This is a genomic window from Paenibacillus sp. LS1 (assembly GCF_026013365.1).
GTDB lineage: Bacteria > Bacillota > Bacilli > Paenibacillales > Paenibacillaceae > Paenibacillus.
In genome coordinates this window covers 48,935-67,090 of sequence record NZ_JAPDOE010000009.1, presented here as the reverse complement: position 1 = coordinate 67,090, position 18,156 = coordinate 48,935, and the positions used below count along the sequence as shown (strand labels likewise).

The 18,156-nt window shown below is 44.9% G+C and carries 12 protein-coding genes; 2 read left to right on the top strand and 10 right to left on the bottom strand.

Annotation, left to right across the window (positions count from 1 at the left end; translation table 11 throughout):
• Positions 1-205 precede the first annotated feature (205 nt).
• Together OM416_RS24175 and OM416_RS24170 are read right to left on the bottom strand one after the other, a co-directional pair.
• Entirely contained in the window at positions 206-1,648 is a 1,443-nt protein-coding gene (locus tag OM416_RS24175) for a 6-phospho-beta-glucosidase (RefSeq protein ID WP_264933814.1), read from the bottom strand.
• Positions 1,649-2,076: 428 nt separating this feature from the next.
• Complete coding sequence (locus OM416_RS24170; RefSeq protein ID WP_264933812.1) at positions 2,077-2,907, bottom strand: amidohydrolase family protein; 831 nt, start codon at positions 2,905-2,907, stop codon at positions 2,077-2,079.
• 319 nt (positions 2,908-3,226) lie between these two features.
• Between OM416_RS24170 and OM416_RS24165 the strand changes: the two genes are divergently transcribed.
• A complete protein-coding gene (locus OM416_RS24165) occupies positions 3,227-4,954 on the top strand; it encodes a cellulase family glycosylhydrolase (RefSeq protein WP_264933810.1) in 1,728 nt (575 codons plus the stop codon).
• Between the two features lie 92 nt (positions 4,955-5,046).
• On the opposite strand, the gene OM416_RS24160 is transcribed toward OM416_RS24165, so the two are convergent.
• The gene (locus OM416_RS24160; RefSeq protein ID WP_264933808.1) at positions 5,047-5,442 is read right to left on the bottom strand and encodes a hypothetical protein; all 396 of its coding nucleotides are present in this window, start codon (positions 5,440-5,442) and stop codon (positions 5,047-5,049) included.
• A 411-nt stretch (positions 5,443-5,853) separates the two neighbouring features.
• On the opposite strand from OM416_RS24160, the gene OM416_RS24155 reads away from it, so the two are divergent.
• Positions 5,854-6,300: a hypothetical protein gene (locus OM416_RS24155; protein WP_264933806.1), complete on the top strand. Its 447-nt coding sequence runs from the start codon at positions 5,854-5,856 to the stop codon at positions 6,298-6,300.
• 133 nt (positions 6,301-6,433) lie between these two features.
• Here OM416_RS24155 and OM416_RS24150 read toward each other — a convergent pair whose 3' ends face one another.
• The 7 genes from OM416_RS24150 to OM416_RS24120 all read right to left on the bottom strand — a co-directional run bounded on the left by OM416_RS24150 (position 6,434) and on the right by OM416_RS24120 (position 17,670).
• The gene (locus tag OM416_RS24150; RefSeq protein WP_264933803.1) at positions 6,434-8,416 is read right to left on the bottom strand and encodes a sucrose-specific PTS transporter subunit IIBC; all 1,983 of its coding nucleotides are present in this window, start codon (positions 8,414-8,416) and stop codon (positions 6,434-6,436) included.
• A 26-nt stretch (positions 8,417-8,442) separates the two neighbouring features.
• The gene (locus OM416_RS24145; protein ID WP_264933801.1) at positions 8,443-9,918 is read right to left on the bottom strand and encodes a glycoside hydrolase family 32 protein; all 1,476 of its coding nucleotides are present in this window, start codon (positions 9,916-9,918) and stop codon (positions 8,443-8,445) included.
• Positions 9,919-10,065: 147 nt separating this feature from the next.
• Positions 10,066-11,049, bottom strand: a complete 984-nt coding sequence (locus tag OM416_RS24140; RefSeq protein WP_264933799.1) for a LacI family DNA-binding transcriptional regulator — start codon at positions 11,047-11,049, stop codon at positions 10,066-10,068.
• 255 nt (positions 11,050-11,304) lie between these two features.
• Positions 11,305-12,978 (bottom strand): ribonuclease J, encoded by a 1,674-nt coding sequence (locus tag OM416_RS24135; protein WP_264933797.1) that lies wholly within the window; start codon positions 12,976-12,978, stop codon positions 11,305-11,307.
• A gap of 220 nt (positions 12,979-13,198) precedes the next feature.
• Positions 13,199-14,470 (bottom strand): L-rhamnose isomerase, encoded by a 1,272-nt coding sequence (gene rhaA / locus OM416_RS24130; protein WP_264933795.1) that lies wholly within the window; start codon positions 14,468-14,470, stop codon positions 13,199-13,201.
• An 18-nt stretch (positions 14,471-14,488) separates the two neighbouring features.
• Entirely contained in the window at positions 14,489-16,558 is a 2,070-nt protein-coding gene (locus OM416_RS24125) for a bifunctional aldolase/short-chain dehydrogenase (protein ID WP_264933792.1), read from the bottom strand.
• A 179-nt stretch (positions 16,559-16,737) separates the two neighbouring features.
• Positions 16,738-17,670: a glycoside hydrolase family 5 protein gene (locus OM416_RS24120; protein ID WP_413775825.1), complete on the bottom strand. Its 933-nt coding sequence runs from the start codon at positions 17,668-17,670 to the stop codon at positions 16,738-16,740.
• Positions 17,671-18,156 lie beyond the last annotated feature (486 nt).

Here is an 18,156-nt window from a genome sequence, read left to right as displayed (position 1 = left end):
CTTCCGATCGCTGTTATCCCCAGCTTTTTTGAATCCCTTTTTAAAGGGAAAATCCGGTGATAAAGGCGAGTTTATGCTTACGAAGTAGCTTTCCATAGAAAGCTTTTACCTCTCCGTTTTGTGAAATGCTTAGTTCAATTTATATTGATGAAACTTCCGATGTTTTAATGCCGTACAAGACCATTTTAATTCAGAAAAATATAAACTACTCTTCTCCCAGATTCGTTCCGTTGGATTCGATTACATTTTTGTACCACTCAAAACTCTTCTTCTTCAGTCGTGTCTGCTCACCATGACCTTCATTATTACGATCCACGTAAATGTAACCATAGCGTTTTCTCATCTCACCTGAGGAAGCACTCACAATATCTATAGGTCCCCAGCTGGTGTAACCAATGATGTTCACCCCATCCTGAATGGCCTCACCCATTTCAGCTACATGCCGTTTCAAGTAGTCAATCCGGTACGCATCATCCACTTCACCTTCCGGTGTAACCACGTCATTGGCACCAAATCCATTTTCAACGACAAACAGTGGCTTCTGATAACGGTCATGCAGTTGATTGGCGGTAATACGGAAACCTTTAGGATCAATCGTCCAACCCCATTCGGACTTCGCCAGATATGGATTCGCTACCGAGCCAAATACATTACCGCTGGTCATATTTTTGATGACTTCCGGATCAGTACTCGTTGTACGACTTGAATAGTAGCTGAAGCCAATATAATCTACGGTATGATTTTTCAAGATTTCCGCATCACCCGGCTGCATAACGATGTTCAATTCGTGGTCCTTGAAGAAACGTTTGGCGTAACCCGGATATTCCCCACGTGACTGCACATCGATGAAGAAATAGGACTCTCTATCTTTTTCCATCCCCTGGAACACATCTTCCGGATTACAGGTATACGGATAGAAGCTTCCTGCCGCAAGCATGCAACCAATCATGGCACCAGGAATAATCTCATGACATGCCTTGACTGCCAGTGCACTTGCAACCAGTTGATGGTGAGCAGCCTGATATTGAATTTCTTTGATGTTATCCCCTTCGTTGAACGCAAGTCCCGCCCCAAGGAACGGAAGATGGAGCAGCATGTTGATCTCATTGAAAGTCATCCAGTATTTCACCTTGTCTTTGTATCGAGTGAATACCGTAGTCGCGTAAGTCTCGAAAAGCGTTACCAGTTCACGACTTCTCCAGCTGCCGTACTTCTCGATCAGGTGCACAGGCACATCAAAGTGAGCCAATGTAACCACTGGTTCAATGCCGTTCTTCAATAGTTCATCAAACAGGTTATCGTAAAATTGTAATCCGGCTTCATTCGGCTGCGCATCTTCTCCTGTTGGGAAAATCCGTGCCCAGGCAATGGAGACACGCAGTGCTTTGAATCCCATTTCTGTAAATAGAGCAATATCTTCAGGGTAACGGTGATAGAAATCGATCGCTTCATGCGAAGGATAGAACTCGGTAGCAAGCGGCGTAAAAGCTGGAACATTTCCTTTCATAATACTTCTGCGGTTCTCTCCGGTCGGCAGCAAGTCAACGATACTCAGCCCTTTGCCATCTTCCAGATACGCGCCCTCCGCCTGATTGGCAGCAATGGCTCCACCCCATAGAAAATCTTTAGGAAATTTAAAATTAGTCATCATCATTCTCCTTCCAAATATGTAATTCAGCTACCCGCTCAAATCGCAAGAAATATTAATAAGACAAACTATTTAAGTTGAACTACACGATTACACATAAACGGAGAGGACAGAAAAAATCTGGAGAAGCGGCGCGTTCGCCTTTATCACCGGATTTCCCCTTTAAAAAGGGATTCAAAAAATCTGGGGATAACAGCGATTGGAAGATTGTTCTGGCCGCGCAGTCGTCCCGTGTAAAATCGTTTGTTCAACTTAAATAGAAAAAACCCGAACCAGCCTGGGTACACGATTACGTGTAAACAAGCCAGCTCAGGTTATGCCCATATCGGTAACATTCCCAGATCACAATTATGCGGATTGGATAAAACTTTAGCAAGAATCAGAACAGTTGTCAACTTCTTGAAACTGATTTAACTATGGAGCGCCCACTACGATATTTGATAAAACGTGGCACATGTACCACCAAGAATCATCTGTTGATCTGCCATAGGTAGGGCATTAATGTGAGTCGTAATGAGACCGCATACATCATTATACGAAGCCGCAAGATTGCTTACTGGCCAATCGGACCCAAACATTAACCGGTCTGCTCCAAATGCTTCTATAGCGATATTCAGATAGGCTGTAAAGTCGCTCGGAGTCCAATTTGCCCAATCTGCTTCCGTCACCATCCCTGAAAGCTTACAGGACGCATTAGGTTGTGCGGCCAATGACTCAATCGCTTCTTTCCATGGTGAGAGTATACCTGATTTGATGTCGGGTTTGGCTAGATGATCAAGTACAAATCGCTGTTCAGGAAACGTCTTAACCAGTTCAACGGCATAAGGCAGTTGCTCCTTGGATACCAACAGATCATAGGCCAAATCATACTCTTTGAGCAATGAAATTCCGCGCTGAAAGTCTTCTCTCAATACATATTGAAGATCAGGTTCATCTTGTACGACATGACGTACTCCCCTCAGATACGGATTGGACGCGAACAGTTCAAGTTGATTCCGAACATCATCCGAGCATAGATCCACCCATCCGACAACACCTTTGATAAACTCGTGCCGATCTGCCAGTTGCAGAAGCCATTGGGTTTCTGTCAGTGATTGTCTGGCTTGTACCGCAATACATCCCTCCAGTCCCGATTGGACCAATAAAGGTTCAAGATTTTCCGGGAGAAAAGATTGACGAATGGCTTTCATCTCTTCTCCAATCCATCCGTACTCGGCGACATTGTATTCCCAGAAATGTTGATGTGCATCCAGCTTCATTTTACATCCCTCCCAGGGTATTTAAATCTAGTTATCATTAAAAAGCAACCATATGATTTTCATTTCCAATGAAATAAACGCTTACTAAACAATCTATCAATATAACAAAACCACTGATTTTCACATGATTTTTATTCCAATTGTGCTGGTATTGTCCAAAATTTAATCATGATATAGTAAATTACGAAAACGCTTTCAGTACATAAATCGGTGGTGATTCCAGTATTAACAAGTAGTTTTTTGTTTGCGTTGAGCATTATTTTCAATCCTGCTTAACAGCTATTCAAGTTCAACCATTCTATCTTATAAGGAGATTATATTGATGAAAAAAAACCGTAAACCGGTCCTCTCTCTTACACTTGTAACTGCCATGATTCTGTCTCTGTTCTCTTCGGCTATGGCTTCCGCTGCAACTGACAATAGTGAACAAGCCAGTACCTCAGCTGCGCCAAGCAAAATGCAGGCCTACGTGAACGCCATGGAGCCTGGATGGAATCTGGGTAACTCTCTGGATGCCGTTGGTGAAGATGAGACAGCCTGGGGCAATCCGCGCATTACAAAGGAACTGATTCAATCGATCGCAAGTGAGGGCTACAACAGTATCCGTATCCCTGTGACCTGGGAAGCCCACATCGGTGACGCACCCGACTATACAATTGATTCCGCTTACATGAATCGGGTTCAAGAAGTAGTAAACTGGGCCCTCGATGCCGATCTCTATGTCATGATCAATCTTCACCATGATTCCTGGCGTTGGATCAGTTACATGGAGAAAGACCATGACAACGTGCTTGCACGTTATAACGCTGCTTGGACTCAGATTGCAGACAAGTTCAAAGATGCATCCGATAAGCTCATGTTCGAAAGTGTTAACGAACCCCGCTTTTCCGAAGGCGGCACAACCGATGCAGCAATTGGATATCGCATGCTGGACGAGTTGAATACTTCATTTCACAAAATCGTAAGAACTTCGGGTGGGAACAACGAGACACGTCCGCTTGTTCTTCCAACGATGCATACCTCTTCTGCTCAACCTGATCTGGATGAACTGAATAAGACCATTCAAAAATTGAATGACACCAATATTATTGCAACCGTTCACTACTACGGGTTCTGGCCATTCAGTGTGAACATCGCAGGTAACACCACGTATAACGAAGAAGTACAAAAAGACATTACCGATACATTCGATCGGGTATACAACGCTTTTACAGCTAAAGGCATCCCGGTGATCGTTGGTGAGTATGGCTTGCTTGGATTTGATCAGCACACAGGTGTCATTGAGCAAGGTGAAAAGCTGAAATTCTTCGAATTTGTTGGACATTACCTGCGTCAAAAACAGATGGCAACGATGTTATGGGACAATGGGCAGCATTTCGGACGTACAAGCTTTACTTGGTCTGACCAAGAATTATTCAATACGATGCAAGCCAGCTGGACTGGTCGATCATCCACAGCTGAAACGGACCTCGTATATCTTAAACAAAATGAAGCCATCCAAGATAAAAAAGTAAAACTTAATCTGAATGGCAACAAATTCAATTCCTTGAAGAATGGCACTACGCCTCTTGTCAGAGGTAAAGACTATACGATAAGAAAAGATGTACTTACGTTAAAATCCAACCTGTTAACCAAATTGACAGCCTCTGGTGATTTAGGTGTAAATGCCACACTCACAGTAGGATTCAACCAAGGTGCCGACTGGAATTTCAATATCATTAAATATGACACACCTACGTTGAGCGATGCGACTGGTACGACCAGTGCATTTGCTATTCCGACTACGTTTAACGGCAATCAACTCGCTACCATGGAAGCGACATATGCAAACGGAGAAAACGCCGGTCCACAGAACTGGACTTCGTTCAAAGAGTTCTCCTATACATTTAGCCCAGATTACGATCGTAATGTGATTGAGCTGAAACCAAACTTCTTCAATGAAACCAATGATGGCGAAGTAACCCTTAAGTTCCACTTCTGGAACGGAGATGTGATTACGTACAAAATCACGAAAAATGGAACCAGCGTTATTGGCGTAGCTTCATAACAGGTATAAAGATTCCCAACTTATTCTATACCCGTGGGAATCACAAAACGTTCTGTCCAGTGCAATCGGCTTAGACAGAACGTTTTTCCCGTTTACAATAAAAACGAAACATCCCCACTCTGGCTATCAATCACATACGTTGCACCAAGTCCCTTATATACAAGACCTACTGGAGATTTGTTACTGGAAACGACATAGAGCTGTTGCGGACACCAGCTGTGACACAACTGGATATCCTGGCAACACTGAGGCAGATTATTCTCGAACACAAATGCGTTTGTGACCATATATTCGGGACGAACCTGTTGCATGCCTTCCATTTCTTGAATATGACGCACAGGCACTGCTCCAAGTGTTTGAACTTGTTCCCGTTCCTCTTCACTGTGTACAAGCACGACGAAGGCTAACCCCTTTTTTAACAATACATCTACAAAGTTCATCCCCGCTACACTGTGTCCTGTTGATACAACAATCATTGCCTCATCCATTGCTGTCTACCTCGCCTTCACATCAGATCCTGCATATTTCGTTTCAAGTACGTTATGTGCGAATCATAGTCCTCTATCTGCCTTTCTGCAATTGAGCCGTATCCGATTCTGCACCTTTCTGATTGATTCCAGACCGTATTTCTCTTTATTTCCTGTCTAATCTGCCCTTTACGCTCTGGTTCTCCTCATATCTCCGTTATTCATAGGCGATTAGAGAAACCTGATTAACCGAGCCATAATCGTAGATATATCTACTTTTAATCGCTTACATGAACAGATTCAAAGTAAAAAAGACTTAAAACACGCATAATTATACTCTTGGATTATTTTACTTCATGCTCGTTTGATCGTAATATCATCGGCAGAACAACGATAACAATAAGCTTATTTTAGCTATGGAGGTTGAACGGTTTGATTGCAAGTTGTGATGTGGGCATACAGCGAGAGATGAGTGCTGATCCTCGAATCAGTTCGATGGAGATTATTCGATACGATATGCAGAGATTGCCATGCATTGAGACTGAACATGTAACCTGCTACTGTGGATTATTCAAGATCTCATGCGGGGAGACACATGGATTCGCTGAATTCAAACTATCTGAAGGAGCTCACCCTACAGATCTTGTACACTGGGCTTCGGTATTCAGAAGACTAAGAGGCATGCAGCCCACCCAGGCCATACGTCATATCGAGCAACATCGAGAAATCTGGGGAAACGAACGTGTCCTGTTCGTGGAGGAAGCTGTCCGTAATCTGCTGTTCAACTTGGAAACACGAAATGATGGCTCCTCGAAATTGAGCCGGGAAGAAATTCGAACTTTTCTGATGCATTATGCGCTGACGTATTATTCCTTTTGAATTAATTTGGTTGGAAGAAAAGCAATAGAACAAGGCAAAGGAAACCTGATGATACACTCAAGTTCCCTTTGCCTTTTATGATTTGCATTCTACTTCATCCATGTTCCACTACATTTCTATTTGAAACGATCACTTATTGAGGTTCATTGAATTTCACAACAAGTATTGCTTCCTCATTGGCTTGCACAGGACCGGTTGAGGTTGCTGTAACCGTTGTTATCGCTTCGTTCCCGCTTGGAATCAGCACAGGTGTAATCAACGGCAGACCCGCAGCCTGAATGATATCCATGTCGAATTCAATCAACAATTGTCCTGCAGTTACACGATCTCCGCTATTCACATGTGCGGTAAAACCATTTCCTTTCAGTCCAACCGTATTAATTCCGATATGAACCAGCATCTGTACACCTGTCTCATGCTCCAGAATCACCGCATGTTTACTCTTGTTCATGACATGTGCGATGACACCGTCAAATGGTGCATACACTCTACCTTCTGATGGCTCAATGGCAATGCCCTCACCCATGTGTTTTTCCGAGAACGCCGGGTCAGGAACCTGCTCCAGAGCAACGAGGGTACCGTTCATTGGCGAAGCGATTTCGAGTAAATCTACCTTAGGACGATTGCTTGTAATCACATTTTTAGTTGAATCGACTTGTGAATTAGAATCCACACTATTAACTTCAACTGATGACGTTCCACTGTTGTCATGGCTCACCGATGCCTCTGCAACCGGTTGATCCTTATATCCGAAGAACCAAGTAAGTGCAAAAGCAATGGCCATGGCAACCACGTTGGACAAGATGTACAACGGCAGTTGGCTGTTCAGATAGAGCAGTGTACCGGGAATAACCGTTACAGCCATACCTGTACCCTGCAGATGGAACAGGGAAGCGATGAAACCACCTACGCCACCACCAACCAGTCCCATAATAAATGGCTTCATATAACGTAAGTTAACTCCGAAAATAGCTGGCTCGGTAATGCCCAGAAATGCGGACAAAGACGAAGGTAACGCGAGTGCTTTGAGTTTCATATTTTTGGTCTTCAGACCAACGGCAAGACAAGCGGCTCCTTGTGCAGCCATAGCACAGGTGATAATTGCGTTGAATGGGTTGAATCCCGTCTTCTCCAGCAATTGAATTTCCAGGAAATTAAAGATGTGATGCACACCGGTAACGACAATAATCTGATGGAAGAATCCAATGATAATACCTGCTATTCCGAACGGAAGATCCAATACAGCAGTTGTTCCATGCAGCACCCACTCTTCAAGGGAATGGAATACAGGACCAATGGCGAAAAGTCCGAGCGTAATCATAACCGTTAACGTAATAAAAGGAGTCAGAATTAAGTCCAGTGCCTCAGGCACCCGTCTTCTTAGTACCTTCTCGAACTTGGCGCCAATCAAACCAACGAAGAATGCAGGCAGAACAGATCCCTGATACCCCACGACAGGTATGAAACCGAACATATGCAGCGGCTGTGCTGATCCATCTGCCACCGCGTAAGCATTCGGTAATGCGGGATTGACCAGCATTAGCCCTAGTACGATACCCAATACCGGACTTCCCCCGAATACACGGAACGCGGACCACGCTACAAGCGCAGGCAGGAATGCAAAGGCTGTATCCGTCAGGATCTGAGTGAACAACAGGAAGTTGGCCGAGATATCATCAGGTGTTGCACCGAACAAAGCCAGTATTTCATTCTGGGTAAGTAATCCGCGTAATCCCATGAACAGTCCTGTAGCGACCAAAACGGGAATGATGGGTACAAATACGTCACCAAACGTGCGGATAGCCCGCTGAAAAGCATTTCCTTCCTTTTTGCCCTGACTCTTCACATCATCCTTGGACGTTCCTTCGATGCCCAGCTTCTCAACCTCTTCAAAGATTCGATTCACTGTTCCCGTACCGAAGATAATCTGATATTGACCTGAGTTGAAAAAGGCGCCTTTCACCTTCTCGATGTTCTCGACCGTTTTCTGATCAATCTTTTCTTTATCTTTCACCATGATGCGAAGACGTGTTGCACAATGTGCAAATGATGCGATATTCTCTTTGCCCCCGATGGCATGAATGACTTCCTGGGCAATGCGTTGATTCTCCGACATGTTATCTCATTCCTCTCACGTAATACTTAATAATGCCATTGTGTTGCTTCAAAATCAGCCTTGCCGCCGTGTGCAAAGAAACGAATGTCCACGCTGTCCCGGCTTGGGAAAATCCGGCTAGTAAAGACCTCTTCCCCATCGTTCACAAAGATCTCGACCGAAGACGAATCTACGAACAGATGAAACTTAATCACGTCTGCAGTAAGCGTGCACCGTCGTACAACGCCATTCTGCTCTGCCAATTTAGTACCAGACATCGTCCGATCCAGGACAACTTTCTGCTGAATTCTGTCATACAGAAGAACCGTTTTTTCTGTTCCATTTGCCCGGAATTCGATGCCTACAACCTCTGCATCTACATGGCTTATCTCACATTTCAGCTCATAGGAAATCCCCTCAAAACCAGCGAAGGATCGGCTCTCATTGTCAATCGTTGTGCGAATATGAGTCCCTTCCTCTTGCTGACGCAATTGCACCATCTCTGCAACAGGTTGTTGGATTAACTTGCCGTCTCGGAGTGACAACTGCCGAGGAATAGTCAGGCAATGAGCCCAACCACTATCATCTGTCGGATATGCCAGATCGGGAAGTCCCATCCATCCAACCAGAATGCGTCTTCCGTCCGGTCCCTGCATCGTCTGCGGAGCATAGAAGTCAAATCCACGATCCAGTTCCTGAAATTCACCATGATTGAACTCTCTCGTCTGTAGATTCAGTGGGTCACCGATCAGATAACCGGATTGATAAATATTCTGATAATGATCTCCCGTGGCATCTAAGCCTTGTGGGGAAAAGACAAGCATACCCTTCCCGTCCATCTCCATATAATCGGGGCACTCCCACATATAACCAAAGGAAGTTAACTGCGTACGAATTTCGCCAAGAAACTCCCAGCTTTTCAAATCTGTTGAGCGATACAGCACCGTACATCCCGTCTCATCTGTTCGCTGCGCTCCGATTACACAATAATACGTGTCTCCTTCTTGCCACACTTTGGGATCTCTGAAGTGTTCCGTGTATCCCTGTGGAACCGAAGAGATGACCGGATGATTCCGCTTGCTTACTGAACCGCTTTCATCCATGACTGCCAAGCATTGATACGGATGTCTGACCCAAGCCTCATCCCTCGTATTGCCTGTATACAGCAAGTGCAGCTTGCCGTCTTTTTCAATCGCGCTTCCGGAATAAGCTCCGTACGAGTCATATGGATCACCCGGTTCGATTCCAATGCCGACATTTTCCCAGTTCACCAGATTCTTCGAGCGGGTATGATACCAGTATTTCATGCCGTGTTCTGTTCCAAGTGGAAACCACTGATAGAACAGATGATAATAGCCTTGATAATATGCAAAGCCGTTAGGATCATTAAGCAGACCTGTTATCGGCTGAATGTGATAACTCTGTCTCCATGGACACTCGGATATCCGTGCTTCAAGCTTCGCAATCTCTCCAGGCTCCGCTTGCTCAATTCGTCTGTAGCGTTGCTCTCTAGTCATTTTCATAGCTGTTCTCCATTCAAAATATAGGAACCGGTTCCGTTAGACACAAAAAAATAATTCCATATGGCATTACTGCCTGCCCGTGTTCGCATATCCACATTGGATATTTACAGTGGAACCGGTTCGATGGAATTATCATAAAGGATGTTTTTATATTTTGTCAACGCTTTCTCGAGGAATAAGTTCTACATCAAGTGTTGTTCGTTCTTCCACCGATTCGCCTTTGACCAGTCGTATAATGTGATTCGCCGCTACTTTGCCTGCCTGCAAATAGTGATATTTCACCGTCGTCAGCGTGGGATGAATCATCTCCGTAATATCATATCCGCCAAATCCGGTAACAGATAATTCTTGCGGTATGCGAATTTTATTGGAAAATGCGATCTTCATCACACCCAGTGCGATATTATCCGTAGCCCCTACAATGATCGTTGGTGTGATCTCTTTCAGTATAGCCTCAGCGGTAACGATGGCTTCTGACATCTTGAAGCTCGTCTCATAATACTTCACTTCGCATTCACCACATTCGGCGATTGCTCGTTGAAAACCCTGTTTGCGATGGATACCTACTGCCTGATCCTTCTCGCTAACACCCATATACACAATCTTGCGGTGACCCTGTCCTACAACATATTTGCCCATCTCATAACCGGCCTGATCATCATTGTGAACCAGACTATGTAGTTGCTCATGCTGCTGCCCCACCAATAACACCGGAATACCTATATCCTCAACTGCTTTCAGATGTGCTTCAGTTACTTCAGCAGCTAGCAGAATAATACCCGACACCTTTTGTCTTGCAAAATCATAGATGGCGTCTATCTCGCGCTGCATATCCTGGCTTGTATTCGCGATCAGCATCTGATACTGATTACTCCGCAGTTCTTCATCAATTCCAATCAATGTCTGTGATGTTGCAAAAGAATCAAGACGTGGCACAACCGTACCGATAATACTGGTCTTCTTAGCCTTCAGACTCTGTGCAAATGTATTGGGAACATAATTGTATTGTTTGATAATACGCTCAATTTTCTGGCGTGTATCTTCACTTACAGATCCGCCATTCAGGAAGCGAGAGACCGTGCTCTTCGCCACACCTGCCATCTGAGCGATATCAGAAATCGTTTTATTCATAAAGACTCCTCTTATTTCTATAAGCTAGTTTACCTTTTATTATACTTCGAATCGCAAACCCATGGCGAATTTGATTCAATTTCAATTTATCGCACACCTATGTACAATTTGAACGGTTCCTATTAAACTGCAAAAGCCCGATAATAATGTGACGTTCATACAGAAGTATGATCCGACATTCATCAGGCTGTTAAATTTCAATATACACGTTTGCTCAGACCACCGGCACAAGAACGCTCCCTCTTCCTTACGGTCTCAAACTTCAATAATAATAGGCAGTATCATAGGTCTTCTTTTGGTTTGAGCGTAAATGTAGTGACCGATCTCGTCTTTCAGCTTCCTTTTGATCACATTCCACTGATTCACACCAGCCCCGGTCAACTCACCCATCCGGTTCAGAACCAGCTCATGAATCTCATGCATGAATTCTTCCGAGTCCTTGACGAACACAAAACCTCTGGAGATAATTTCGGGTGACGTGACCATCTGTTTCTCCGTTTTGCTCAGTGTAGTCACAATGACCAGCATGCCATCGGATGACAGTTGCCTGCGATCACGTAGTACAATATTGCCGACATCGCCCATGATCAGACCGTCTACGAGGCTGTTGCCCGACGCAATTTTGGGACCCAGAGAAGCAGTTCCGTCTTTGTATTGGACCATGTCCCCATTATTCACGATGAACACATGATCACGCTCTATACCTACAGATTCGGCAAGCAGTCTGTGTTGATACAACATACGGAACTCACCGTGGATCGGAATCAGATAATCCGGCTTCATCAGGGTCAGCATCAATTTGAGTTCTTCCTGACTACCGTGTCCGGATACATGCATCCCGGCTGCACCGCTGGAACCATATATGACACGCGCTTCGAGTACATACAGGTTATCAATCACATGTGCAAGATTCCTCTCATTGCCCGGAATAGCTCCGGCAGCAATAATAACCGTATCCCCGGCATTAATTCTTACGTGAGGATGCTTTCCTGATGCCAAACGTGACAATGCTGCCATCGCTTCTCCCTGGCTACCGGTACATAAGACAACGACTTGTTCGGGTGGAAACTGATCTGAATCGATGGCTTCAATCAACAGTCCGTCAGGTACTTGCAAATACCCCAATTCACTGGCTACAGATACCACATTCACCATACTTCTGCCCAACAGAGCCAGTTTACGTCCGGTCTCGAATGCTGCATTCACAATCTGCTGTACCCTGCTGACATTTGATGCAAAGGTGGAGATAAATACTTTTTGTTTTGCACGAATAAAGGCATCCAGAATGTGGTCTCCCACAATACGCTCGGAAGGTGTAAATCCGGGTCTTTCTGCATTGGTACTCTCGGAGAGCAATATATGGACACCCTGTTTGCCAATCTCGGCCATTCGGTGCAGATCAGGGAAAGGTCCATGTACAGGCGACATATCAAATTTGAAATCTCCGGTATGCACAACATTGCCTGCTTGAGTCTTAAAAAAGATACCCAAACAATCTGGAATACTATGACTGGTTGCGAAAAAGGAAACTTCGATCCCTCCCAGCATAATGCTGGAATGAGCATCTATTGTGTGCAGGTCCGCCTGACGCAGCAGTCCATGCTCTTTCAGTTTAAGTTCGATCAGCCCGCGCGTGAGCCTGGATGCATACACCGGGATGTTCATTTGTTTTAACAGATAGGGAATGCCACCGATGTGATCTTCATGTCCATGGGTAACCACAAGACCCCTTACTTTATCCAGATTCTCCAACAGATACGCTACATCCGGAATGATCAGGTCAATCCCCGGCAAGGTCTCATCCGGAAACTTCGAACCACAGTCAATCACGATGATGTCCTGATGGTACTGGATGAAATACATATTCTTCCCTATTTCATTCACGCCGCCAAGTGCAGCGATATACAGTTTGTTGTGGGCAAGATTCAACTCTATTAACCTCCTCTGCGTGACATACGTATGCGATTCGGATCTATATTCCTAGTATGGAAACAATCGCCTCACTTATGCATTTCAGCGTGATTATGCCAAAAAAACCACTGCGGAAATGAAATTTCATTCCGCAGTGGTTGATAAGGGATAACTTTTGAAATGATGAATGATGCAATTCTTTACTCATAACTAATTCATATACGAAAAATAAGAGCGGTTACACCAATGTTTTATCACGCTGTAACAATACGTTTTGTTCATAGGTTTTGATATCCGTGATCCATTGTTCACGAACTGGAACACCTTGCTGAGCACAATAGTAGTCCCAGATCGCGCCAAACGGATAGGATTTGAACTCTTCCGTCAATGCTAGACGCAGGGTGTAATCTCCGTCCAACTCGGCTTGTTTCAAGGCATCCACCGGTTCCAGCATCGCACGCAGAAGGGCTTTGACCGTATTACGTGTACCCACGACCCAAGCAGCTACACGGTTAATGCTTGCATCAAAGAAATCCAGTCCAATATGTGTGGTCGCAAGAAGATCATGTCGAACCAGTTCACGGGCAATTTCCAGCAACTCATCGTCCATGATTACGACGTGGTCACTGTCCCAGCGCATCGGGCGGCTTACGTGAAGCAGAATGCCGCTAGTAAACAAAGATAGGGACGACAGTTTATTGGAAATAACCTCTGTTGGATGAAAATGACCTGCATCTAGGCAGATTAACGTATCATTTTGCAAACCGTAACCCATATAGAATTCATGAGAACCCACCACATATGCTTCCGAACCGAGACCAAACAACTTACTCTCTACCGCGTCCAGGTTGTGCTCCGGGTTAAGCGGTTCGCTGAATACTTCATCTAGCGATTCCTTGAGACGTTTGCGTGGTGTTAACCGGTCAACCGGGTTATCCTTGAATCCGTCCGGTACCCATACATTGGTTACACAGGTCTGACCAAGCTGTTCACCAAAGTAAGCACCAATCCGGCGAGACGCCTTGCAGTGATCAATCCAGAACTTGCGAATCTCAGGGTCCGGATGACTGAGCGTGAACCCGTCACTTGATTTTTCATGGGAAAAACACGTTGGGTTAAAGTCCAGACCAAGTCCTTGTTCTTTGGCCCATTTCACCCAGTTCTCATAATGCTTCGGCTCAATCCGATCCAGTTCAACCTTCTCGTCTGTATCCGTGTAGATCGCATGCAGATTGACCTTATGTTTGCCGGGAATCAGAGCGAAAGCTTGCTCCAGATCGTTGCGAAGTTCAGCAGGTGTGGTCGCAGCCCCCGGATACTGACCTGTCACGGAAATACCACCTGTTAACTCTCCATCTTTATTCAGAAAGCCTTTAACATCATCGCCTTGCCAACAGTGTACGGATACTTTGATATCCGCGAGTTTGTTCAGCACCTCGTCCGTATCAATTCCGTGCTGGGCATACAATGCCTTGGCTGCTTCATACGTTTGCTTGACTTGGTTATCCATCCGCAAGAACCCTCCTATTTAACGTGTAAATGCTGCCGGTACACCGCCATCAATGGTCATCATGCAACCGGTTGTTTTTTCGGATTTCGAAGAAGCAAAGAATGCGATCCCTTCCGCAATATCTCTTGGATAGATATTCACGAGCAATGTCGTCCGTTTGCGGTAATACTCTTCCAGTTGATCTGGTTCAATGCCGTATGCCGCTGCACGTTCGTTTCTCCAAGAACCGTTCCAGATCGCTGACCCTTGTAGAATTGCGTCTGGAAGAATCGTATTGACACGAATGCCATACTCCCCGCCTTCTGCTGCAATACAACGTGCGAGATGAGCTTCCAGCGCTTTCGCTGAGCTGTAAGCAGAGGCACTTTTACCCGCATACACCGAGTTTTTGGACCCGATAAATACCATGCTTCCACCAATACCCTGCTGTTTCATCAGCTTGAAGGCTTCGCGAGCCACAAGGAAATACCCTGTACCCAGTACATTCATGTTCAGGTTCCATTCTTTCAGGGACGTTTCGTCAAATGGGCTGGATGTCGCCAATCCGGCATTGTTCACGATGATATCCACTCCGCCATATTGCACTGCAACATCTGCATACGCAGATTGAACGGCTTCCTCATCGGTTACGTCCATTTTCAGCGCATAGGCACGATTCGCACCGTACTGATCATTGATCTCCTGCGCTACCTTCTGTGCGCCCTCCAGGTTGAGATCAGCGAGCACGACATGAGCGCCTTCAGATACCAATCTACGTGCTGTTTCACTTCCGATCCCGCCTGCTCCACCTGTGATAAATGCCACTTTGCGGGAGAATTCGGTTTCTGCGGGAGCCAGAGATAATTTGTACAATTCCAGCGGCCAGTACTCCACATTGTAAGATTCGTTTGCACTGAGCGATACGAATTGACCCAGGCTAGTGGCTCCACGCATAACGGCAATGGCTCTGTGATACAATGCACCGCTTACTTGGGAAAGTGCCCAGCTCTTGCCTGTGTTGATCATGCCCACACCAGGAATCAGGATAACGCGAGGAGCCGCTTCGAACATGACGTCACCTTCGTTTTTGTTGCTTTCAAAATACTGCTGATATTGCTCTTTGTAGGCTGCCACGCCTTCCACCAGTTTCGCTTTTAAGCCCTCAATGTCATCCGCATCTGGCGTCCAATCAATAAACAGAGGTACCACTTTGGTATGTACCAGATGATCCGGGCAAGCCGCACCCACCTGAGACAATTGCGGAGAATCCGCTCCGCCCACAAAAGCAAGCACATCCTCCTGATCATCAAAGGACAATATCATTTTTTTGCTATCCGATACTGCTCCACGAATCGTTGGCATCACGTGTGATACGATCTGACGACGAACATCTGCTGCTAGTGCCGGGTGCTTCACACCACCGAACAAGCTTCCTTCGTCGACCCGTGCTTCGATGAATGCTTCCGCTTCATTAATAATCTTGATCGTTTGAGCGTAACATTCTTCGGATGTTTCTCCCCAAGTCACGAGCCCGTGTTTTTCCATCAGTACGAGTTCCGCATTTGGATTCGAGAATACGCTTTCAGCAATCATTTTAGATAACGTAAACCCAGGACGTACATATGGTACCCATACAAAACGATCACCGTAAATCTCCCTCGCCAATTCCTTACCGTTATGCGCACAACACAGACTGATAATCGCATCCGGGTGCGTATGATCCACATGCTTATATGGAAGGAACGCATGCAGAAGAGTCTCGATGGAGGCACGCGGGTTCTTGGCATCAATCATGCAATGTCCCAGATATTCAACCATCTCTTCATCCGACATGGATTCACGTTCAATTAATGGTCGAATGTCCTCTAGCCCAAGTCCGGTAAAATGCTTCGCTTCCATGGAACCCAGATCGGATCCGCTGCCTTTCACATACATTACTTCTACATCACGACCACGAAAATCCTTCACTGTCGTTTTGGTAGACGTATTTCCACCGAAAATGTTACATACACTGCGATCGGTTCCAATCAGGTTGGATCGGTAAACCAATTGCTCCAGTCCTGTTGTTTTCTCAGATGCCTGCGATGCATTCCATAAACTCTGTACCATTCGTTTCCCTCCGATAATGTTTGTTTTATTCCTAATCCGAGTTTATCATCTTTGTTTTGTTTTGAAAACAAAAGATTTTAAATATAAACGGAAAAATTCAAAAATTAATATGGATTAAGCACTTTTATTAAAAAAACACCCTGACGTGAACGTCAGAGTGTTCCTATTTCATCAGCGGATTAGAAAATCCCCGCTTTTTGGGAAGTGTTTTTAATACCATAGGTATCATTCACTACGGTGTTGCCAAAGCTGGTTAAGCTTCCGTTCGGACCTGTAGCCATGTCCAGATAGTTCAGATTGGAACTATTTCCGTACCAGGACCAGGCAAGCCAGCCTACCCCTTTTTCCTGACCATATCTCATAATGGCATACTCATCCACATCACCATTTGTGTGGTATCCCCCGAACTCACCAATGATCAGAGCCAATCCTTTGTTCAGCACATTCTCCATATTGGCTTTGACGGTTGCAGCATCTTTGCCAGCATACTCATACATATGAATGGAGAACACGGTATTTTTCTGTGAGTCGGCTGCGAATACACTTTGTCCATAATCGACGATGGATTGGGGGAATTGTCCCCATCCTGCTGCATCCACAATTAGCGTATTTTTGATTCCCGCGTTTCTTAATTTCGGAATGGCTTTTTTGTAGCCATCAGCCCACGCGCTTCCATTCCACGTTCCATACCATTCATTGGCGATGTTGACGATTACCCGATCTTCTTTGCCAATCAAAGCTTCCTTAATGCTAATCCAGTAGTTCACCGCCGCATCCAACGAATTATAGTCATCTTTCCCTGTGGCGTCATGAACCTCGAGTACAGCAATCATTTTATTTTGGTTAACTACATTAATAATATTTTTAACAGCGTTCAGATCATCTTTGGTGTACAGGCTACCATTTGAAAGAACAATGCGTACCGTATTGGCACCTGTTTTGGCGATTGCAGGGATAGCGGTATTCAGATCATTTTTGAACCAGGAATGTCCGTGATTAACACCTCTCATGACAAAAGCTTTACCTGTGGAATCGTATAACTTGTTACCGCTTACATAAAATCCTGTGGCAGCAGATGCTTTGGGGGCTGCACTCCCCAGTACCATGAACATGAGAGTAGCAATAACCGTGAAGATTGTACACTTTTTCAGATTAACCATTCGTTTGGAACCTCCTGTATTTTTTTTTTTATTTCAATTAACCCTGCTCCAGGCAATAAGTTAACTAAAATCGTTGGTAATCGAAGTTTTTATGGTAGTTAGAAAAATCAATAATAACCTTATTTATTTATGTCATTAAACTAAAATATACTTTATCGATAAGGTTATGAAGTTATAATAAAATGAAAACGCTTACCAGTCAAGATGTTTTTACCATGATTAGGAATCATTTGTTTTTACATCACACAGCAAAAAAGGTTCTTTCTCCTCATAATCGTTCGGAGAAAGAACCTTCTGTAGAATAAGCACCCGTTAACTGTCGTTTATCTCTTCATTCCGACTGAGTGACTTCCTAACTCCCGCCATTACCAACCCAATCCGGTAATGAGGTATCACTCGAATCTGATTGAATTTCCCAATCTCCATACCCTCAAAGCG